Origin of the sequence: Uliginosibacterium sp. TH139, from assembly GCF_002855595.1 — a bacterium.
GTDB classification, from domain to species: Bacteria; Pseudomonadota; Gammaproteobacteria; order Burkholderiales; family Rhodocyclaceae; genus Uliginosibacterium; species Uliginosibacterium aquaticum.
On sequence record NZ_PKRR01000004.1, the window covers coordinates 193,592 to 213,343 of the forward strand.

17 protein-coding genes are annotated in these 19,752 nt (G+C 60.5%); 9 read left to right on the forward strand and 8 right to left on the reverse strand.

The annotated features are described in order from the left end of the window. Positions 1-136 precede the first annotated feature (136 nt). Positions 137-964: a pantoate--beta-alanine ligase gene (gene panC / locus C0V76_RS10765; protein ID WP_101942411.1), complete on the reverse strand. Its 828-nt coding sequence runs from the start codon at positions 962-964 to the stop codon at positions 137-139. Positions 965-1,185: 221 nt separating this feature from the next. Here panC and C0V76_RS10770 point away from each other — a divergent pair, with 221 nt between their 5' ends. Continuing rightward, the gene (locus tag C0V76_RS10770) at positions 1,186-3,534 is read left to right on the forward strand and encodes a bifunctional diguanylate cyclase/phosphodiesterase (RefSeq protein WP_158239213.1); all 2,349 of its coding nucleotides are present in this window, start codon (positions 1,186-1,188) and stop codon (positions 3,532-3,534) included. Here C0V76_RS10770 and C0V76_RS10775 read toward each other — a convergent pair. Together C0V76_RS10775 and C0V76_RS10780 are read right to left on the reverse strand one after the other, a co-directional pair. Then, on the reverse strand, positions 3,467-4,129 hold the full coding sequence (locus C0V76_RS10775; protein WP_235943798.1) for a LysE family translocator: 663 nt from the start codon (positions 4,127-4,129) through the stop codon (positions 3,467-3,469). The two genes, C0V76_RS10770 and C0V76_RS10775, sit on opposite strands and share 68 nt — an antisense overlap. A gap of 5 nt (positions 4,130-4,134) precedes the next feature. Further along, complete coding sequence (locus C0V76_RS10780; protein ID WP_101942413.1) at positions 4,135-4,899, reverse strand: outer membrane protein assembly factor BamD; 765 nt, start codon at positions 4,897-4,899, stop codon at positions 4,135-4,137. Between C0V76_RS10780 and rluD the strand changes: the two genes are divergently transcribed. Beyond that, on the forward strand, positions 4,886-5,866 hold the full coding sequence (rluD, locus tag C0V76_RS10785) for a 23S rRNA pseudouridine(1911/1915/1917) synthase RluD (RefSeq protein WP_371460128.1): 981 nt from the start codon (positions 4,886-4,888) through the stop codon (positions 5,864-5,866). The genes C0V76_RS10780 and rluD overlap by 14 nt on opposite strands. Here the strand turns inward: rluD and C0V76_RS10790 are convergent. After that, the gene (locus C0V76_RS10790) at positions 5,849-6,091 is read right to left on the reverse strand and encodes a hypothetical protein (RefSeq protein WP_101942414.1); all 243 of its coding nucleotides are present in this window, start codon (positions 6,089-6,091) and stop codon (positions 5,849-5,851) included. The two genes, rluD and C0V76_RS10790, sit on opposite strands and share 18 nt — an antisense overlap. A 144-nt stretch (positions 6,092-6,235) precedes the next feature. Here C0V76_RS10790 and C0V76_RS10795 point away from each other — a divergent pair, with 144 nt between their 5' ends. The 4 genes from C0V76_RS10795 (at position 6,236) to phaR (ending at position 10,328) form a co-directional block, all read left to right on the forward strand. Further along, positions 6,236-7,972: an alpha/beta hydrolase gene (locus C0V76_RS10795; protein WP_101942769.1), complete on the forward strand. Its 1,737-nt coding sequence runs from the start codon at positions 6,236-6,238 to the stop codon at positions 7,970-7,972. A gap of 96 nt (positions 7,973-8,068) precedes the next feature. Next, positions 8,069-8,809, forward strand: a complete 741-nt coding sequence (phbB, locus tag C0V76_RS10800) for an acetoacetyl-CoA reductase (protein ID WP_101942415.1) — start codon at positions 8,069-8,071, stop codon at positions 8,807-8,809. Between the two features lie 90 nt (positions 8,810-8,899). Continuing rightward, on the forward strand, positions 8,900-9,640 hold the full coding sequence (locus C0V76_RS10805) for a beta-ketoacyl-ACP reductase (RefSeq protein ID WP_101942770.1): 741 nt from the start codon (positions 8,900-8,902) through the stop codon (positions 9,638-9,640). A 139-nt stretch (positions 9,641-9,779) separates the two neighbouring features. Beyond that, positions 9,780-10,328 carry a polyhydroxyalkanoate synthesis repressor PhaR gene (phaR, locus tag C0V76_RS10810; protein WP_101942416.1) on the forward strand — a complete coding sequence of 183 codons (549 nt, stop codon included), beginning with the start codon at positions 9,780-9,782 and terminating at the stop codon, positions 10,326-10,328. Positions 10,329-10,415: 87 nt separating this feature from the next. Here phaR and corA read toward each other — a convergent pair whose 3' ends face one another. After that, positions 10,416-11,519 carry a magnesium/cobalt transporter CorA gene (gene corA / locus C0V76_RS10815; protein WP_101942772.1) on the reverse strand — a complete coding sequence of 368 codons (1,104 nt, stop codon included), beginning with the start codon at positions 11,517-11,519 and terminating at the stop codon, positions 10,416-10,418. A 400-nt stretch (positions 11,520-11,919) separates the two neighbouring features. On the opposite strand from corA, the gene C0V76_RS10820 reads away from it, so the two are divergent. The 3 genes from C0V76_RS10820 to C0V76_RS10830 all read left to right on the forward strand — a co-directional run bounded on the left by C0V76_RS10820 (position 11,920) and on the right by C0V76_RS10830 (position 16,793). Continuing rightward, positions 11,920-13,509 (forward strand): Re/Si-specific NAD(P)(+) transhydrogenase subunit alpha, encoded by a 1,590-nt coding sequence (locus tag C0V76_RS10820; protein WP_101942417.1) that lies wholly within the window; start codon positions 11,920-11,922, stop codon positions 13,507-13,509. Between the two features lie 13 nt (positions 13,510-13,522). Beyond that, positions 13,523-14,941 carry a Re/Si-specific NAD(P)(+) transhydrogenase subunit beta gene (gene pntB, locus C0V76_RS10825; protein ID WP_101942418.1) on the forward strand — a complete coding sequence of 473 codons (1,419 nt, stop codon included), beginning with the start codon at positions 13,523-13,525 and terminating at the stop codon, positions 14,939-14,941. Between the two features lie 241 nt (positions 14,942-15,182). Further along, complete coding sequence (locus C0V76_RS10830; protein WP_101942419.1) at positions 15,183-16,793, forward strand: NAD+ synthase; 1,611 nt, start codon at positions 15,183-15,185, stop codon at positions 16,791-16,793. On the opposite strand, the gene C0V76_RS10835 is transcribed toward C0V76_RS10830, so the two are convergent. Genes C0V76_RS10835 through hemH form a run of 3 tightly spaced genes read right to left on the reverse strand, consistent with a single transcriptional unit; the run spans position 16,775 to position 19,721 of the window. Beyond that, complete coding sequence (locus C0V76_RS10835; RefSeq protein ID WP_101942420.1) at positions 16,775-18,259, reverse strand: tetratricopeptide repeat protein; 1,485 nt, start codon at positions 18,257-18,259, stop codon at positions 16,775-16,777. The genes C0V76_RS10830 and C0V76_RS10835 overlap by 19 nt on opposite strands. Next, positions 18,256-18,627 carry a phage holin family protein gene (locus C0V76_RS10840; protein WP_101942421.1) on the reverse strand — a complete coding sequence of 124 codons (372 nt, stop codon included), beginning with the start codon at positions 18,625-18,627 and terminating at the stop codon, positions 18,256-18,258. Before C0V76_RS10840 ends, C0V76_RS10835 begins: the two co-directional genes overlap by 4 nt. After that, complete coding sequence (gene hemH, locus C0V76_RS10845; protein ID WP_101942422.1) at positions 18,624-19,721, reverse strand: ferrochelatase; 1,098 nt, start codon at positions 19,719-19,721, stop codon at positions 18,624-18,626. The genes C0V76_RS10840 and hemH overlap by 4 nt, the downstream gene beginning before the upstream one ends. Positions 19,722-19,752 lie beyond the last annotated feature (31 nt).

Below are 19,752 nucleotides of genomic sequence, written 5' to 3' on the forward strand. Positions count from 1 at the left end.
GGATCGACTGCATTCTTGTAGGTATGTCGCCTGGGTTCAGAAGGCCGTCTGTTGCGCCGTCATGTCTCCCCCGGCCGGCCTCATGAGCAGGGATTCTAGCCCGGTTTGCCGCGCTTGCGCGTGCTGCGCGGCCTCCTCAGTTGATCTCCAGATTGTCAATCAGGCGGGTGCTGCCCAAGCGGGCAGCAGCCACCACGACAAGCGGCTGATTGTCCTGTGGTGCCTGCAGGTCGGATTGCTGGCGGATGGCAATGTAATCGGGCTGCCAGCCGTGCGCGCGTAGCTGTTCTACGGCTTCGGCTTCGAGGACTGTGTAGTCCTGACGACCGGCTTTCACGGCTGCCGCCAGTTGCTTCAGGCAAGCGGCGAGGCGAGGCGCCTCGGCACGCTGTTCGGCCGTCAGGTATCCATTGCGGGACGACAAGGCGAGCCCGTCCGGTGCGCGCACGGTGTCACAGCCGATGATGGTGATCGGCAGATTCAGTTCGCGCACCATGTTGCGAATCACGATCAGCTGTTGGTAATCCTTCTTGCCAAAGAGCGCGATCTGCGGCTGGACGATATTGAAGAGCTTGGTGACGATGGTTGCCACACCACGGAAATGTCCGGGGCGGGATGCGCCTTCAAGGATTTCGTCATGGCGTGCGGCAGGCTGTACGAAATAGCTTTGAGCCTGCGGATACAGCTCCGCTTCATCCGGGGCAAACAGGTGATCGACTCCCACCGCAGCCAGTTGTTCACAGTCGGCCTGGAAGGTGCGCGGATAGCGGTCAAAGTCTTCGTTTGGGCCGAACTGGGTGCGATTGACGAAAATGCTGCTGACCACGGCATCACCATGTGTACGTGCAGTTTGCATGAGGCTCAGATGGCCGGCGTGCAGGTTGCCCATGGTGGGGGCAAAGGCGATGCGGGTGGCGGAGGCAAGGGCTGCGCGCAGGCTTTCAATGCGAGTATGGATCTGCATGAGGGGAGGGCGGCGAGAGGCGGGCTAAAAACAAGTCGGGCAGGATGCACCAAGCGCCTCGCGCAGGCAATCTTTGCAGTTCAGCCTGTCTGCCCCGACGGGCAGAGCTTGGGTCGCATCCTGCCTAGACGAGCATGGGCCGGGGCGGCTCTGCCGAACTGACCTACAAACACGATGACTGGCCGTTTCGCATGGTCGGCAACGGTGGCAGAGGGACAGGAATGCAAGGTTTCAGGCCGTTTTTCCGCTCAGCTTCCCTTCACTACGCCTTGCGGGTAGTCGCGGCGTATTTCGCGATTGCCGCGCTGTGGCTGGGTTTGCTTGATCATCTTGTGGCCTGGTCGCAGGTCAGCCCGGCATTGCGCGCGGAGATCCTGCGCTGGCAGGGCTGGGCCTTTGTGCTGTTCAGCGCGGCTTGTCTTTTCTTGGCGCTGTGGTGGAGCCGCGGGCGGGTGGAGCATCGTCTGGAACAGTTGCGGGCCAGCGAATTGCGTTTCCGCTCCCTGTTTGAGCGGCTGCCCGCCATTGCGGTACAAGGCTACGCTGCGAATCATGAGGTGATTTTCTGGAATGCGGCCAGTGAGCGGCTGTACGGTTATCGCGCCGAGGAGGCGCGCGGACGTTTGCTCGAAGAGCTGATCGTGCCGGTGGAGTGGCGTGAGGCGGTGCGACAGCAGATTACGGATTGGCTGGAGAAGGGGCAGGCCATTCCGCCAGGTGAACTGCTGTTGATGCGCAAGGATGGCTCGCGGGTGCCGGTCTATTCAAGCCATGTGCTGATCGAGAATGTCCGTGGCGAGCAGGAAATGTACTGTCTGGACGTTGATCTTTCGGCGCTCAAGCAGGCGGAGGCCAAGGTCCGTTTGTCCGAAGCCGTATTCAACGACTCGGCAGAAGGCATCCTGGTGACCGATGCGGATAACCGGATCGTGTCGGCCAACGATGCTTTCTGCCGCATCAGTGGTTACAGTCCAGAAGAGGTGGTGGGGCAGACGCCCAACATATTTAGCTCCGGCCGCCACGACTATGGTTTCTACGCCTCAATGTGGCGCAACTTACTGGAGAAGGGGCGCTGGCACGGCGAAATTCTCAACCGCAAGAAGAATGGTGATGTTTATCCGGCCTGGCTGGCGATCAGCGCGGTGGAGGATGAAGAAGGCAGCATCTCGCATTTTGTGGCCATCCTGTCTGACTTCTCCGAACGCCGTGCTTTTGAGGAGCGTCTTGAGTTCGTCGCCAATCACGACGCGCTGACTGGGCTGCCTAATCGCGTGTTGCTGCGCGACCGCGCCGAACGTGCGCTGATGCTGGCCGCTCGCGATGGTTTCAGCCTGGCCATGGTGGTGCTGGATCTGGACCACTTCAAGATCGTTAACGATTCGCTCGGGCATGCCAGTGGAGATCGCCTGCTGCTGGCCGTGGTTGATCGCCTTCAGTCCTGTCTGGCCGAGGCCGACACCTTCTGTCGGCAAGGGGGGGACGAATTCATTCTGCTGATTCCTGCGGATGCCGGGCGTGAGCAGCTGGGTAGCAAATTGCAGCACATGCTGGCGAGTCTGGCCCAGCCATTCGATATCGAGGGGCATTCCTTGATCATCACGGCTTCGATGGGCGTGGCACAGTTCCCGGATGATGCGCACAGCGTCGATGAACTGCTGCTCAAGGCGGAAACCGCGATGTATCACGCCAAGCAGGCTGGCCGGAACGCCTACCGTTTCTTCTCTGAACAGATGAACGCGGATGCTCACGAGCGCTTGGCCCTGCAATCGCGTCTGAGTCAGGCTGTTGAACGTGGCGAGTTGCTGTTGCATTACCAGCCTCAGATTGATCTGCGCACGCGGCGCATCATCGGTGCCGAAGCACTGGTGCGCTGGCGCGATCGTGAGCTTGGGTTGGTCTCTCCAGCCAAGTTTATCCCGGTCGCGGAAGAGAGCGGACTCATCATCCCGATCGGTGAGTGGGTGCTGCGCGAAGCCTGCCGTCAGGTTCAGCTCTGGCGCGAGCAGGGGTTGCCGGAGTTATTGATCGCTGTAAACATGTCTGCCCTGCAGTTCAAACGCAGCGATCCGGTTGAAACCGTGCGCCAGATTCTGGAAGAGACCGGGCTGCCCGGTCACTGTCTGGAGCTTGAACTGACGGAGTCAATCCTGATTGATGACGCCAACCTGATTCTCGAAACACTCCGGCGTCTCAAGGCGTTGGGGGTACAACTGGCGATCGACGATTTTGGTACTGGCTATTCAAGCCTGGCCTATCTCAAGCGCTTCCCGATCGACAAATTGAAGATCGATCAGTCCTTCGTCAGAGATATCGTTGATGATGCCGATGAGGCTGCCATCGTGCACACCATCATTCAGCTAGGCCGCAACCTCAAGATGCGTACCCTGGCGGAAGGGGTGGAAACCGAGTCGCAGCTGGCCTTCCTGCGCGTCGAGGGCTGTCGTGAGGCGCAGGGTTATCTGTTCAGTAAGCCCTTACCGCCAGATGACTTTCTTGCCTTGTTCAGACAGGGGCGCGCACTGGCGGGGGGCTCAATTCAGTCAGTGCCAAGCGCAGTGCCAGTGCAATGAAAAACACGCCGCTGAATCCTTGTAGCCAGTTATGCAAGCGTGGATGAGCGTGCAGCAGGCGTCCTAGGCTGCCCGCGCTCAGCGCAATCATGCTGAAGACAGCGCCTGCAGCTAGCGTGAAGATCAGGCCGAATATGGCGATCTGAGTGGCACTGCTCCAGTTGCCGGGGCGTACGAACTGCGGCAGGAAAGCAAGGAAGAAGAGTGCAACCTTCGGGTTGATCGCGTTGGCGATCAGGCCTCGCCTGAAGTGCGCCAGGAAAGTTGTTTCGCTCTGCGCAGTACTGGTCAGGGCGCTGCTCTTGGTGCATTGGCGCAGGCTTTGCAAGCCGATCCAGCCCAGATAGGCGGCCCCGAGTCCCTGCAGCAGTTGCAAGGCTAGTGGCGAGGTTGCGAGCAGGGCCGTAATGCCCAGTACGGCTAGCAGGGTGTGGTTCAGACAGCCCGCCGCACAACCTAATGCAAACCCGAGGCTGGCGCGGCGGCCGGTGGACAAACCCAGCGCCAGCACACCCAGGTTGTCTGGCCCGGGCGTGGCGGCGATCAGCAGGGCCGTGGGTACAAACAGCAGTAATTGCCCTGCGTCCATCCCCATGATTTTTACTTGCTGGCCAGGTAGCGGCTGTTCGGATAGTTCTGGCGCAGGACGCGTTCAGTGTCCAGGCGCAGAGTTTCAAGTTGTAGCTCACGATAGCTCTGGATCATCAGGCCCAGCGCATCTTCAACCGACTTCGAAGTGGAGTAGGTTTTCACCACGGCTTGCGCCCGATTGGCTGCAGCCAGCGGTGCCCGACGTTGCAGGTAGTAGCGGGCTGCATTCAACTCATGGGTGGCCAGCGCTTCAAGCAGGATGTTCATGCGCAGGTGAGCATCTGCGGCATAACGGCTGTCTGGAAAGCGCTGATAGAGCTGCTTGAAGGTTTCAAACGCGTTCTGTACGCCTTTCTTGTCCCGCTCCGAGAGTGGTTGCTGGGGCAGGAAGGGAAGCCATTCATCGCGCTTGGTGTTTTCGTAAGCGAGGCCCTTCAGGTAGTAGGCGTAGTCAACATTCGGATGATTCGGGTGAAGCCGGCTGAAACGCTCGGCGGCACCAATCACAGCATCCATTTCGCCCATCTTGTAGTGCGCATAGGCGGTATCGAGCTGCGCTTGCTGGGCGTGACGACCGTATGGGAAGCGGGCTTCGAGCTGCTCGTAAGCCGTGATGGCAGATTCGTAAGAACCGGCATCCAGAAACTCCTTGGCCTCGGCATACGCAGACTGCGGGTCTTTCGCAGTGGAACCCGGCTTGGGTGCGGTTGCACAGGCGGTGAGCAAGCACAGCAGAGCGACTGCCGGTAAACTACTGAGGGTGAACTTGAACATTCCGACACCATCCGAAAGCAATGCCGCTGATTATAGCGGAAGCCCTGCGGCCGACTGCCGCATTCTGCATGTGCCGGCCGAACTGGCTGGGCAGCGACTCGACGCAGCACTTGCGCAGCTCATCAGCGAATACTCGCGCAGTCGCCTGCAGAGCTGGATTCGCGATGGTCTGGTGAGTTGCGAAGGCCGTTTGCTGGCGGACCCCAAAATGCGCCTGAATGGTGGTGAAAGCCTGCGAGTTGAGCTGGCCCCGCCGCCCGAAGCGCTCGCTGATGTGCCGGAAGATATTCCGCTGGACGTGATCTTCGAAGACGAGCACATCCTCGTTCTGAACAAGCCAGCCGGCCTCGTGGTACATCCGGGCAGTGGCAACTGGAGTGGAACCCTGCTCAACGCGCTGCTGGCACATGCCCCAGCATTGGCCGAGGTTCCACGAGCCGGCATCGTTCATCGTCTTGATAAAGATACCTCTGGCTTGATGGTGGTGGCCAAGACTTTGGCGGCGCAGACTGATCTGGTGCGCCAGTTGCAGGCACGCACCGTAAAGCGGCACTACGCGGCCGTTGTGATGGGTGCCCCACCGGCACGTGGCACTGTGGATGAGCCGATTGACCGGCATCCCGTGCAGCGCACGCGCATGGCCGTGGTGCCGGGCGGGCGCGAAGCGCGCACACATTTCCGGGTGATCGAGAAACTGCAGGGTGCGTGTTGGGTGGAATGTGTGCTGGATACCGGACGTACTCACCAGATCCGGGTCCACATGGCGCATCTGGGGCACCCGCTGGTGGGGGACCCCGTCTATGGCGGGCGTAAGATTCTGGCGCCAGCATCGGGCTTCAAACGCCAGGCTCTGCATGCTTTCCAGCTTGGCTTGCGGCATCCGGCCAGTGGTCAGGAAATGCTCTGGCAGGTACCCCTTGCAGATGATCTGCAGACACTGATTGCCGCCCTAAGAACTGCCTCCTGATCTGTTTTCCGGGTGATCGCCCTTGCCGCTGGCAGGGCTGGTCTCGTTCCTGCTTTGTGTTTCGCGCTTGCGGCGCAATCTTGCGGGGGTGCCGATGAGCCATAGCAGCAGGCAAAGTGGCAGCAGACCCCAGAAGAAAAAGCTCAGCAAACCAGCGATCCAAGAGGCTTGGCTGATGGCAATCAGGCTGGCTGTAAACAGCCATGCAATGGCGACGATGTACATTGGGGCAGCGCCTTGACGTGCGGTTTTGTGCAGGGCAACAATGCCTCGCAAGCCCCTATTGTCGCGGCAGCCCGGCCCGTGCTGCAATCTGTTTGAGGCTGTTTCGCTGAACCGCAACCCCGTTTCCAGGAGAGAGTTTCAATGATGACCCCCGAGCAGTCACGTGCAGCCGTAGAGGGCTGGATGCGCGCCAGTCAGGATTTCATGCAGGGCTTCATGCAGCAGGTGAGCCAGGTTCAGGCATCTCAGCCGGGTTTGCCGCCTTTTGCGGCCTTGCCTGCATTGCCTGGTCTGGAAAACGAGAAAATGGCTGCGCTCCACCGTGAGCACGCGGAATTGCACGCGAAGCTGTGGAGCTCGCTGGCTCAGCGCAAACCCGGTGATGAAAGTGAGCCGATCATGGCTCCGCCGCCTGGCGATCGTCGTTTCAATGCGCCGGAGTGGAGTAGCAGCCCCCTGCACGACTACATGCGCCAGGCTTATCTGATCAATGCCCGCTTTCTCAATGAGGTGGCTGAAAATCTCCCGATCACTGACAAGCTAGCGCGCAGCAAGCTGCAGTTCGTGATGCGCCAGTATGTGGATGCGATGGCGCCTTCGAACTTTGCTGCCACCAATCCTGAAGTCGTTCAGAAGGCACTCGACACAAAGGGTGAAAGCCTGACTCAGGGCCTGCTGAATCTGATTGCGGATGTGGAAAAAGGCCGCATCTCGATGACCGACGACTCAGCTTTCGAAGTTGGCGGCAATCTGGCCACTACCGAGGGCGCGGTGATCTTCGAGAACGAGTTGATGCAGCTGATCCAGTACGCGCCGCTGACCGAAAAGGTCTGCAAACGCCCCTTGCTGATCGTGCCGCCCTGCATCAACAAGTACTACATCCTAGATCTGCAACCGGAGAACTCCTTCGTGCGCTATGCGGTGGAGCAAGGGCTGACGGTTTTCCTGGTTTCGTGGCGAAATCCCAAGGCTGAGCAGAATCATCTGGGTTGGGACGACTATCTAGGTGAGGGTGTGCTGCGCGCACTGGAGGTAGTGCGTGCGGTAAGCAAACAGGATAAACCTAATGTCATGGGTTTTTGCATTGGTGGCACCTTGTTGGCTTCAGCCTTGGCGGTGGCGTACGCGCGCGGGGAAGACCCGGTCGAAAGCGTGACTTTCCTGACGTCCATGCTCGATTTTGCCGACACCGGCGAGATCGCCTGTTATATCGACGAGACTTCAGTAGCGTCGAGCGAAGCCACCATAGGCAAGGGCGGCCTGATGGCCGGCAAGGAGCTCTCGCGCGTCTTCTCCAGCCTGCGTCCGAACGACCTGATCTGGAATTACGTGGTCGATAACTACCTCAAGGGCAACAAGCCACCAGCCTTTGATCTCCTCTACTGGAATTCGGACAGCACCAATCTGCCCGGCCCCTTTGCCGCCTATTACCTTCGCAACACTTATCTCGAAAACAATTTGCGCGTGCCGGGCAAGCTCACCATGTTGGGCGAAGCGGTTGACCTGGGGCGGATCTCCTGCCCGGCCTATTTCCTTGCCACTCGCGAGGATCACATCGTGCCCTGGCAGACGTCCTATCTCGGGCGCCGCTTGTTGGGCGGGGAGTCCACCTTCGTGCTGGGCGCCAGCGGCCATATCGCGGGGGTCATCAATCCTGCCGCCAAGAACAAACGCAGCTTCTGGACCAATGTAGCACCCGCCTCCACCAGTGGTGACTGGATGGACAGTGCTACCGAGCACCGCGGCAGTTGGTGGCCGCACTGGATCGATTGGCTCAAGACGCGCAGCGGTGAACTCGTTGCGGCCCGCAGCAAGCTTGGCGCCAAGGATTACAAGGTATTGGAGGCCGCCCCCGGCCGTTACGTGAAAGAACGTGCCTGACCTGACAGAGAAGTGGCAGCAAGCGGCTGGCGCCACTGCCCGGAAGCGCCAGCCTTGATAACGACCGGGTATGCCTGATGACAAAAGGAGAACTGAATGCCTCACGTAGCACTGATCACCGGCGGTATGGGCGGCCTGGGTGAAGCCATCTGCATGAAGATGGCGGCCCTCGGCTACCGGGTGGTGACCACCTACTCCCCCAACAACACCTCGGCAGAAGAGTGGCTGACCAAGATGCATCACTTGGGCTATGGCTTTATCGGAGTGCCCTGCGATGTCACCGATTTCGATTCCTGCAAGGCTTGTGTGGCCCAGGTGGAGAAGGAGGTCGGTCTGGTTGATGTGTTGGTCAACAACGCCGGCATTACGCGCGACATGACCTTCAAGAAAATGACCAAGTCGGACTGGGATGCCGTGCTGCACACCAACCTGGATTCGGTTTTCAACATGACCAAGCAGGTCATGGACGGCATGATGGCCCGCAAGTGGGGACGCGTGATCAACGTGTCTTCGGTCAACGGCCAGAAAGGCGCTTTCGGTCAGACCAACTACTCCGCTGCCAAGGCCGGCATGCATGGATTCACCAAGGCACTGGCGCTAGAGGTGGCCAAGCACGGCGTGACGGTGAATACCATTTCGCCGGGCTACATCGGCACCAAGATGGTGACGGCGATTCCCAATGAAATTCTTGAGTCCAAGATCCTGCCGCAGATTCCGGTGACTCGTCTGGGTAAGCCGGAAGAGGTTGCAGGGCTGGTGGCCTATCTGGCCTCTGATGAAGCGGCTTTCCTGACCGGAGCCAACATTTCGATCAACGGTGGTCAGCACATGTATTGATGTCGTGCCGCGGCGGTTGCCACGGTGCAATAGAGTTGGGGCGCGAATTCCTCGCGCCTCCCTGGTTTTCAACTAGAGAGGTGAATGCAAATGGCTAAGAACGTGGCTCTGGTAACCGGTGGCATGGGTGGTCTGGGAACAGCAATCTGCAAATCGCTGGCAAATGATGGCTGGAAAGTAGTCGCCAACTGCCTGCCAGCTTTTCCACCTGCCGCAGAGTGGGTCGCCAAGTGCAAATCCGAAGGCTATGACTTCCAGATCGCAGAGGCTGATGTAACTGACTACGATCAATGCGCCGCGATGATCAAGAAGATCGAAGCCGAGATCGGCCAGATCGACGTATTGGTCAACAACGCAGGTATCACCCGCGACGCAATGTTCCGCAAGATGGACAAGGGCCAGTGGGATGCCGTGATGTCCACCAATCTGGATTCAGTGTTCAATGTGACCCATCCCTTGCTGCCGCTGATGGCCGAGCGTGGTTTCGGGCGTGTGGTCAATATCTCATCAGTGAATGGCGTAAAGGGGCAGTTTGGCCAGGCCAACTACTCCGCCGCCAAGGCCGGTATCCTCGGAATTACCAAGGCGCTGGCGCAGGAGGTGGCCAAGAAGGGCGTGACGGTGAATGCGATTGCCCCGGGCTACATCGGTACCGAGATGGTTATGGCCATCAAGGAAGAAGTACGCGAACAGATCGTTGCCACGATCCCGGTGGGGCGCCTTGGCCGCCCGGATGAAATCGGTGATCTGTGTGCCTACCTTGCTTCCGACAAAGCCGGTTTTATCACCGGCGCGACGATCAATATCAACGGCGGCCTGCACATGTGTTGAGCGGTGTGTGGCATTGCGCACAACAACCCCGCAGCTTCAGGCGGGGTTGTTTTTGTGCGCTGCTATAATCCAGCGCAAGGTTCCGGTGCCGGATGCGGAACCTTCTGCCCATACACATACAAGCAGGGGACAACGCAACATGGCCGAACAGCTTCGACTGATCAAGAAATATCCAAACCGTCGTCTCTACGATACGGCTTCCAGTTGTTACATCACCCTCGCAGATGTGCGCGATCTGGTACTCGGCCAGGAAACCTTTCAGGTTGTGGATGCCAAGTCCGGCGAAGACATTACCCGCAGCATCCTGCTGCAGATCATTCTTGAAGAGGAAAGTGGCGGGGCGCCGATGTTCACCAGCGACCTGCTGGCCCAGATGATCCGTTTCTATGGCAATGCCATGCAGGGTTTCATGGGTCGTTACCTGGAAAACAACATCAAGTCCTTCTCCGACATGCAGGCCAAGCTGCAGGAGCAGACCAAGGGTCTGTATGGTGAGAACAGCCCGATGAGCAAGGATATGTGGACCCAGTTCCTGAATTTCCAGGGTCCGGCCATGCAGAGCATGATGGGGACCTACATGGAGCAGAGCAAGCGCATGTTCTCGCAGATGCAGGAGCAGATCGAGAGCCAGACGCGCAGCATGTTCACTACCTTCCCGTTCCCGGGGAACGACGCAGACAAGAAATAAACTGAGCAATCTGTTGCGTACTTGTGACTGCCGGTCTCTGTGAGGAGACCGGCAGTTTGCGTTTACAGCATTGCTGTCGCGACAGCGTCAGGCATTGGTGCGCACCCACCAGCGCCGCCAGAAGAGGGCCAGGATCAGGCCGGCACCGGCGACCGCGATCATGATGAGCACTATCAGCCAGCCTTCGTGATCTTCCAGCAGCGGCAGGTAGTGGAAATTCATGCCGAAGAAGCCCGTTAGTAGGGTGGCGGGAGCGAACAGGGTGGTGATTACGGTGAGCATGCGTACTTCTGCATTCAGCCGGTTGCTGACCGAGGACAGGTGAATGTCCATCAAGCCACCGATCAGTTCGCGCATTGAATCGAGCTGCTCAATGACGTGCACGGCGTGATCGTAGACATCACGGAAGTACAACTCCGTATCCTTGTTCAGAACTGAGCCAGGCATCCGCAACAGGCTGCCTAGCACTTCACGCAAGGGCCACACGGCGCGGCGGATTTCCAGGGTTTCGCGCTTGAAATGGTTGATGTCTTCGATCGAGTGCTTGCCGGTCCCGGCGATCAGGCTGTCTTCAAGATCCTCGATGTCGTTGGCGAGCGATTCGACGACCACGAAATACTGGTCGACCACCGCATCGATGAGGGCATGCAACAAGGCATCCGGGCCGCCGCCACGTAAGGAACCGATGCTCTTGCGCAGGCGGTTGCGGATCGGGTCGAAGAGCCCGGACGAGCGCTCCTGGAAGCTCAGGACGAAATCCTCACCCACGATCAGGCTGATCTGGTCGGAACAGGCATCGTGCTGTGTTTCGTCGTAGCGGAAGCTGCGTAGCACTATGAAGGCATAGTGTTCGTAATCGTCGAGCTTGGGGCGCTGGTGGGTATTGGCGATGTCTTCCAGCACCAGCGGGTGCAGATTGAAGCGGCGCCCGATCTCCTCCATCACCGCCGGCTCGTGCACGCCGTGCACGTTGAGCCAGATCCACCTGTTTTCACGCTTCTGCTGGCGGGACTCGTCCAGTGTGGAAAATGAGATTTCGCGCAAGGCGCTGGCGTCGTAGTCGAAGACGCAGAAGCTGGTCTGATCAACCTTGACGTCACCGATATGAACGATACTGCCCGGCGCCAGCCCGATCTTGCTGGCGTAAGGCGTACGACGGCGTCTGGTTTTGCGTTCGCTCTGTTTGTGCATGGCATCATCCGGATTCGGCATTGCACAGTATCATGCACGCCTTGCAGCCCTGTTAGCATCAGGGGTTTTTTGGGGGTTTTCAAGAAGGGTGTGACAGGCAGGCGGGAAGACTGAGGCGCTGACTTTACTGGGCAGAGTATGCATGCCAAGAGTGAAGCTCGAAAACCCTCGTCTCCAAGGCACTGCATCTTGAATGTAATGGCGTCGCAGCCAAGAGTTGGAACAAGCATGGCCTGAGTTTTGCCTTCGTTCAGTATTGTCAAAAGCTTGGTTTGACGATCCGCTGGCAAAGCAGGCGAGTACATCGACTTTGTGGTGTGGGTGCGGATTGCCGCATGCCGGCCCAGTCGCCAAGGTGAACGGGTTTATTTTCTATCTGGACGTTAACGGAGAACAGAGCATGTCACTGCTTATAGGGGTGCCTCGGGAAGTTTTTGCAGGGGAGAAACGCGTCGCGACTGTTCCAGATGTCGTAGAAAAGCTGATCAAGCTGGGCTTCAGGGTTGTTGTTGAATCGGGCGCCGGTGAGCTGGCGAACTTCAGTGATGATGCCTACCGTGCCTCGGGTGCCGAGATCGCCGGAAGCGCTGCCGAGCTGTGGTCAGAGGCCGATATCGTGTTCAAGGTGCGTGGCCCGAACGATGCGGAAGTCGAGCTGATGCGCGCAGGCAGCACGCTGATTTCCTTCATCTGGCCGGCGCAGAACCCCGAGCTGATGCAGAAGCTTGCCGCCAAGAAGGTCACTGTACTGGCGATTGACGCTTTGCCGCGCCAACTCTCCCGCGCGCAGAAGATGGATGCGCTGACTTCGCAGGCTGGCGTCGCGGGTTATCGTGCCGTAATCGAGGCTGCCAACGGCTTCGGGCGTTTCTTCAACGGACAGATCACTGCCGCCGGCAAGGTGCCGCCTGCCAAGGTCTTCATCGCCGGTGCCGGCGTGGCAGGTCTGGCGGCCATCGGTACCGCGGCAGGTCTGGGCGCCATCGTGCGTGCCAACGACACGCGCGCCGAAGTAGCCGATCAGGTGAAGTCGCTGGGTGGTGAGTTCGTCAAGGTCGATTACGAGGAAGAGGGCTCGGGTGGTGGCGGTTACGCCAAGGTCATGTCCGAAGGCTTCCAGCAGGCGCAGCGCGAGATGTATGCCAAGCAGGCGCGTGAAGTAGACATCATCATCACCACCGCGCTGATTCCGGGCAAGCCGGCACCCAAGCTCATTACGGCCGAGATGGTGCAGTCAATGAAGCCGGGCAGCGTGATCGTCGACATGGCGGCCGAGCAGGGCGGCAACTGTGAGCTGACCGTGCCGGGCGAAGCCGTGGTGCGTCATGGCGTGACCATCATCGGTTACACCGATCTGGTGAGCCGCTTGTCCCGCCAGTCTTCGACGCTGTACGCGACCAACCTGTTCCGCCTGACCGAAGAGCTGTGCAAGACCAAGGACGGCCTCATCAACGTCAACTTTGAAGACGATGCCATCCGCGGCCTCACCGTCATCAAGGATGGCGAAATCACCTGGCCGGCTCCGGCGCCGAAAATTCCCGCCGCAGCGGCCAAGCCGGCGGCTGCAGCGGCCCCGGGGGCGAAGAAGTCCTCGCATGGTCACGGCGAGCCGTCCGAGCCGATGTCGCATCAGAAGATGGCGGTCACGTTCGGTATCGCAGCGGCCCTGTTCTGGATCATTGGTGCCAATGCACCGGCGGCCTTCCTTGGGCACTTCACCGTTTTCGTGCTGGCCTGCTTTGTCGGATACATGGTGGTGTGGAACGTGAAACCGGCGCTGCATACGCCGCTGATGAGCGTGACCAATGCGGTCTCCAGCATCATCGCGATTGGCGCCCTGGTGCAGATCGCGCCGCCGCTGACGGCGGATATTTCCCGCCCGGATGAAGTGATCCGCTGGCTCGCCGTGGGCGCCATCGTGCTCGCCACCATCAATATGTTCGGCGGCTTCGCCGTGACCCAGCGCATGCTGGCGATGTTCCGCAAATAAGGAGAATTGAAGAATGTCTGCAAGTCTGGCTACGGTCTCCTACCTCGGAGCAACCATTCTCTTCATCCTGTGTCTGGGCGGTCTGTCCAACCAGGAAACCGCACGTCGCGGCAACCTCTACGGCATGATCGGCATGACCATCGCGGTGCTGGCAACAGTGTTCGGCCCGCGTGTGGCTTCGCTGGGCCTACCCTGGATCATTGGCGCGATGGTCCTCGGTGGCGTGATCGGGGTTTATCTGGCGCGCGTCGTCAAGATGACGCAAATGCCCGAACTCGTCGCGTTCATGCACAGTCTGGTCGGTCTGGCAGCCTGTCTCGTGGGTTTTGCCAGCTACATCGATACCTCCATCGCCTTTACCGGTGCTGAAAAGGCCATCCACGAAATCGAGATCTATGTCGGTATCCTGATCGGCGCCGTCACCTTCTCGGGTTCGGTGATTGCCTTCGGCAAGCTCTCGGGCAAGATCGGCGGAAAACCCTTGCTGCTGCCGGGGCGTCACTTCATCAACCTGATCGGTCTGCTGGTCGTGATCTATTTCGGCTACGCCTTCCTGCATGCCGAAACCGTGGAAGCCGGCATGCTGCCGCTGATCGTGATGACGGTGGTGGCCTTGCTGTTCGGCATCCATATGGTGATGGCCATCGGTGGCGCTGACATGCCTGTTGTGGTGTCGATGCTCAACAGTTACTCAGGTTGGGCGGCAGCGGCGACCGGCTTCATGCTGTCGAACGATTTGCTGATCGTGACCGGCGCGCTGGTGGGCTCCTCAGGTGCAATCCTGTCGTACATCATGTGTTCGGCCATGAACCGCAACTTCATCAGCGTGATCGCGGGTGGTTTCGGTTCCGATGGCGGTTCGCCCGCCCCCAAGGCAGCGGGTGCCAGCGCCGAGCCGGTGGGTGAGGTGAGCCCGATCCTGGCAGGCGAAACGGCTGAACTGCTGCGCGAAGCCAAGAACGTGGTGATCGTGCCGGGCTACGGCATGGCCGTGGCGCAAGCCCAGCACACGGTGTTCGAGATCACCTCGTACTTGCGTGAAAAGGGAGTCAACGTGCGTTTTGCGATTCATCCGGTGGCGGGCCGCATGCCAGGCCACATGAACGTGCTGCTGGCGGAAGCCAAGGTGCCCTACGACATCGTGATGGAAATGGATGAAATCAACGAGGACTTCCCGGAAACGGATGTGGCCATGGTGATCGGCGCCAACGACATCGTGAACCCGGCTGCGCAAGAGGACCCGACGAGCCCGATCGCCGGCATGCCGGTGCTGGAAGTCTGGAAAGCCAAGACCAGCATCGTGATGAAGCGTTCGATGGCTTCCGGTTACGCCGGCGTGGATAACCCGCTCTTCTACAAGGACAACAACCGCATGCTGTTCGGTGACGCCAAGAAGATGCTGGACGAAGTTTTGGTCAGCCTGAAGTCCTGATCCGCATCGGCATGACTCACGGAAAGCCGGCCTTGTGCCGGCTTTCTGCTTTTTTTGGGGTATGGCGTGGGTAGCTGGGATACAGGCGCAGCCGGAGTCCGGGGCGGGCCTTGCGTCGCAGTTCCCGGATTCCGCTGCACTGCATCCAGGCTACGGTGTTCGAAGGGCCGGCTTTATGCTTTTGGGCGGGCAGCAGGCGCGCTATAGTTCCGCCCTGGTTCCACGCTGATCTTCACCGAAAATGACTCTTCGAATCGCCGTCGCCCAGCTCAATTGCACCGTGGGCGATCTCGCCGGCAATGCGGCCCTGATCCGTGAGGCAGCTTTGTCTGCGCGCGCAGCAGGTGCCCATCTTGTGCTGACACCGGAACTGGCGCTGTGTGGCTATCCGCCGGAAGACCTGCTGCTGCGCGAGGACTTCTACTTTGCCAGCGAGCGCGAATTGAGCGCGCTGGCCGAGGCCTGTGCCGGCATCGATGTGCTGGTCGGCCATCCGCTGTTTGCCGATGGCGAGGCCTATAACGCGGCGTCGCTGCTGCGCGATGGCAAGGTGCTGGCGAGCTATCGCAAGAATCGTCTGCCGAACTACGAAGTGTTCGACGAAGTGCGCTACTTCGCCCCCGGTGAGGACGCCTGCGTGGTCGAGGTGCAGGGCGTGAAGGTAGGCATCAACATTTGTGCCGACGTGTGGGAGGCCGGCACGGCCGCCGCGGCGCGGGCCGCGGGCGCCGAAGTGCTGCTGGTGCTGAACGCGTCGCCTTACCACATGGAGAAGCAGGCTCAGCGCCACGAGGTGCTGCGCGAGCGGGTGCAGGAGGCTGGCATCGGCGTGCTCTACTGCAACCTCGTCGGCGGGCAGGACGAACTGGTCTTCGACGGCGGCTCCTTCGCGCTGGATGCGAATGGCGCGCTGAGCTATCAGGCGCCGGCCTTCGAGGCGCGCGTGGATATCGTCGACTTCGCGGGGGGCAAGTTCGCGAGCAGTGTGAAGGTGCCGCGGCCTTCGGTGGAAGCCGAAGTGTATGAGGCCTTGAAGCTCGGCGTGCGCGACTATATTGGCAAGAATCGTTTCCCGGGCGCGCTGCTGGGCCTCTCCGGTGGCGTGGATTCGGCCCTGACTCTGGCCATTGCTGTCGATGCGCTGGGTGCTGACAAGGTGCGCGCGGTGATGATGCCTTCACCCTACACGGCGCAGATGAGTCTCGACGATTCGCGCGAGATGGTGAAGCTCCTGGGCGTGCGTTATGACGAGCTGGCAATCCAGCCGGCCATGGACACTTTCGAGACCATGCTGACGCCCTTGTTCGAGGGCCGCGGCGCGGATACGACGGAAGAAAACCTGCAGGCGCGCATCCGTGGCATGAGCCTGATGGCGCTCTCCAACAAGTTCGGCAGCATCGTGCTGACCACCGGCAACAAGAGCGAGATGGCGGTGGGTTACGCTACGCTGTATGGCGACATGGCCGGCGGTTTCGCGGTGATCAAGGACATCCTCAAGACCTTCATCTATCGCCTGTGCGAATATCGCAACAGCATTTCTCGGGTGATCCCCGAGAACATCCTCACGCGTGCGCCTTCCGCCGAGCTGAAGCCCGATCAGAAGGATCAGGACTCCCTGCCGCCGTATGAGGTGCTCGACGCGATCATCGAAGCCTACATGGAGCGCAACGAGTCGCCGCGCGATATCATTGCCGCCGGATATTCGGAGCACGACGTGCGCCGCGTGATCGGCATGTTGCGGCGCAATGAGTACAAGCGTCGTCAGGCGCCGGTGGGCATTCGCGTGACCCAGCGTGGCTTCGGCCGCGACTGGCGCTGCCCGATCACCAATCGCTACGCGGACGAGTTCTGAGCCCAGCTTTGCGACAGTTCCTCGCACAGCTGTGAGAGGAGCGGTTTCCAACTGCCTTCAGCGCTGTCCTTCCAGTGCAGTCGAGCGCTCGGGTAGAGCGCGCAGCTCGGGCTGCCGGGCTTGCCCCAGCGCCATTCGAGGCCCGGCACGAGCAGGATGTGCACGGGGCAACCCAGTGCGCCTGCGGCGTGGGCGACCGAGGTGTCCACCGCGATGATCAGGTCCAGCTCGCAGGCCAGCGCGGCGGTGTCGGAAAAGTCCTGCTGCATGTCGCCCAGCGGAATGATGCCGCCGCGGCAGAGCTGATCCAGTTCGCCTGAGCTGGCGTCATCTTTCTGCAGGCTGAAGAACATGGCCTGTGCGCCGAGCCGGCGCGGCAGTTCGAGAATTTCTTCCGTGGTGATGGAGCGCATGCGGTTGCTGGCATTGCCCGCCGCACCGCGCCAGGCTACGCCGATCTTTTTCTTTTGCCCGGCCCATTCGGCAAGCTGTTTGCGCCAGTGCTGGCGCTTCTCCGGTGCTGCCTGCAGATAGGGATATTGCCAGGTTCGCAGCGGGTTCTTGTCGTCCAGATGAAGTGGCAGGCTCAGCAGTGGCGACCAGTAGTCGAAGTGCTCTGCTACGGGTGCTTCGGCATGACAGGCTTGCAGTCCCGGCGCGGTGCCCAGCAGGCCGCGCAGGCCGGCGCGGCAGACCAGATCGACGTGTGCGCCGCTGGCCGCCAGCGGTTCGATGAAGCGGGCGAACTGGATCTGGTCGCCCAGTCCCTGTTCCCCCATCAGCAGGATGCGCTTGCCTGCCAGCGCTTCGCCTTGCCAGCGTGGCCATGGATAGTCGGTAAAGCGTACGGCGTCATGGGCCGGCAGGCTGCTGTCATGACGGGCTTCGTAATAAGGCCAGGCCTCAGCGAAGCGGCCCTGGGCGAGCAGGGCCATGGCGAGGTTGGCACGCGCCCGGGCGGAGTCATCTATCTCCAGTGCCCGACGGTAGGCGGCCTCGGCGGCCTCGGGCTGATTCAGGTAGAGCCGGGCGTTGCCCGCGACCTGCCAGAGGCCGGCTTCCTCCGGCGAGCTGGCGCAGGCCGTCTCGGCTTTCGCGCGGGCCTGCTGCAGGCGGCCTGCGGCCACGAGCTGCTGCAGGCGCTCCACCTGCAGGGCGGGGCTGGCTTCTTGTGCCAAGGCCTGACGGTAGTGCATGTCGGCTTCATCGGTCCGGCCAAGCTGAGCCAGTGTACGGGCCAGGTTCATGCGTGCCGGGCGGAAGCCGGGTTGGTGGCTCAGGGCCTGCGTGTAGAAATTGAGGGCTTCCTCGGGCTGGCCGGCGCGCACGCAGATGGCGCCTAGGTTGCTGAGCGCTTCGACGCAGTCGGGTTGCTGTTCAAGTATGTTTGCATATGCCGCTACTGCGGCTTCGAGATCGCCGCGCTCTTCGGACTGCACGGCGGCCAGCAGGTCGGCTCGGCTCACAGGCGCGGCCCGCCTCTGCGCTGCGATGGCTTTTCGCCCAGCGCCAGGCTGACCAGCCAGGTCAGCAGGCTATAGATCAGTGCACCCCACATCGCGGACCAGAAACCGCCCACCTGGAAGCCGCCGACGAGCTCGGAAGCAAGCCAGAACAGCAGGGCGTTGATGACGAGGATGAAGAAGCCAAGCGTCAGCGCGGTGATTGGCAGGGTCAGCAGAATCAGGATCGGGCGCACCAGCGCGTTCAGAAGGCCGATGATGATGGCGGCGATCAATGCGGCGGTGTAGCTGCTCACCTGAATGCTGCTGACAAGCTCGGGCACAAGCATCAGGGCGACGGCATTCAGCGCCCAGCGCAGCAGGGTCATCATTGTGTGGCTCCCAGAGCGTGAGCGCAGGCTTTGCTGGCGGCGAGGGTGGTGGGGGATGGGGCTGGCGTGGCAAGCCAGTCCTGCATGTGGCTGCGGGCAATGTTGCGTAATGCACCGATGAAGTCTGGCTCTTCATTGAGGCAGGGCACGTAGCGGAATTCCTTACCGCCGGCGTTCAGAAAAGCGGCTTTGCATTCCAGGGCGATTTCTTCAAGGGTTTCGAGGCAGTCGGACACGAAGCCGGGGCAGACCACGTCCACGCTCTTCACGCCTTCCTTGGCTAGTTTCTGCAGGCTGGGTTCGGTATAGGGCTGCAGCCATTCGGCGCGACCGAAGCGGGACTGGAAGGTGACGAGGTATTGCTCGGGCTTGAGCGAGAGGTATTCGGCCAGTAGGCGCGCGGTCTTGTGGCACTCGCAGTGGTAGGGGTCGCCTTTGTCGAGCGAGAAACGCGGCGTGCCATGGAAGCTCATTACGAGCTTGTCCGGCATGCCATGCTGTTGCCAGTGCGCGGCGATGCGCTGACCCAGCGCACGGATGTAGTCAGGATGGTCATGGAAGCTTCGCACGAAGCGCAGCTCGGGCAGATTGCGGATCTTCATCCCGGCTGCAGCCACTGCATCGAAGGCACTGGCGGTGGTGCTGGCGGCATATTGCGGATAGAGCGGCAGCACCAGTATTCGGCTGCAGCCACGCGCCTTGAGGCGCATCAGCGCCCCCTCCACGTCTGGCTGACCGTAGCGCATGGCCCAGTCGACCTGAACGTCCGGATGCCCCGCCTGCAGCAGGTAGCCGGCGAGCAGCTTGGCTTGTTTTTCCGTATGAACCCGCAACGGCGAGCCTTCCTTGCTCCACACCGTGGCGTACTTTGCGGCTGACTTTTTGGGGCGAGTATTGAGGATGATGCCGTTGAGGATTAACCACCATAGCGCGCGCGGAATTTCGACCACACGCGGGTCGGAGAGGAACTGCTTCAGATAGGGGCGCACTGCCTTGGCAGTCGGCGCGGCCGGAGTGCCGAGATTGATCAGCAGCACGCCGGTACGTGGTGTGCTGCCATGCGTGAATTCAGGCTCTTGCAGAAAGCGGGGCATGGTGATCCTGTGCAATCGATTGCCTTTATGC

What these genes read in the sequence shown, in the direction of transcription:
- panC (WP_101942411.1), bottom strand. Translation starts at nt 964, where the DNA reads ATGCAGATCCATACTCGCATTGAAAGCCTGCGCGCAGCCCTTGCCTCC.
- C0V76_RS10770 (WP_158239213.1), top strand. Translation starts at nt 1,186, where the DNA reads ATGCAAGGTTTCAGGCCGTTTTTCCGCTCAGCTTCCCTTCACTACGCC.
- C0V76_RS10775 (WP_235943798.1), bottom strand. Translation starts at nt 4,129, where the DNA reads ATGGGGATGGACGCAGGGCAATTACTGCTGTTTGTACCCACGGCCCTG.
- C0V76_RS10780 (WP_101942413.1), bottom strand. Translation starts at nt 4,899, where the DNA reads ATGTTCAAGTTCACCCTCAGTAGTTTACCGGCAGTCGCTCTGCTGTGC.
- C0V76_RS10790 (WP_101942414.1), bottom strand. Translation starts at nt 6,091, where the DNA reads ATGTACATCGTCGCCATTGCATGGCTGTTTACAGCCAGCCTGATTGCC.
- C0V76_RS10795 (WP_101942769.1), top strand. Translation starts at nt 6,236, where the DNA reads ATGACCCCCGAGCAGTCACGTGCAGCCGTAGAGGGCTGGATGCGCGCC.
- phbB (WP_101942415.1), top strand. Translation starts at nt 8,069, where the DNA reads ATGCCTCACGTAGCACTGATCACCGGCGGTATGGGCGGCCTGGGTGAA.
- C0V76_RS10805 (WP_101942770.1), top strand. Translation starts at nt 8,900, where the DNA reads ATGGCTAAGAACGTGGCTCTGGTAACCGGTGGCATGGGTGGTCTGGGA.
- phaR (WP_101942416.1), top strand. Translation starts at nt 9,780, where the DNA reads ATGGCCGAACAGCTTCGACTGATCAAGAAATATCCAAACCGTCGTCTC.
- corA (WP_101942772.1), bottom strand. Translation starts at nt 11,519, where the DNA reads ATGCACAAACAGAGCGAACGCAAAACCAGACGCCGTCGTACGCCTTAC.
- C0V76_RS10820 (WP_101942417.1), top strand. Translation starts at nt 11,920, where the DNA reads ATGTCACTGCTTATAGGGGTGCCTCGGGAAGTTTTTGCAGGGGAGAAA.
- pntB (WP_101942418.1), top strand. Translation starts at nt 13,523, where the DNA reads ATGTCTGCAAGTCTGGCTACGGTCTCCTACCTCGGAGCAACCATTCTC.
- C0V76_RS10830 (WP_101942419.1), top strand. Translation starts at nt 15,183, where the DNA reads ATGACTCTTCGAATCGCCGTCGCCCAGCTCAATTGCACCGTGGGCGAT.
- C0V76_RS10840 (WP_101942421.1), bottom strand. Translation starts at nt 18,627, where the DNA reads ATGATGACCCTGCTGCGCTGGGCGCTGAATGCCGTCGCCCTGATGCTT.
- hemH (WP_101942422.1), bottom strand. Translation starts at nt 19,721, where the DNA reads ATGCCCCGCTTTCTGCAAGAGCCTGAATTCACGCATGGCAGCACACCA.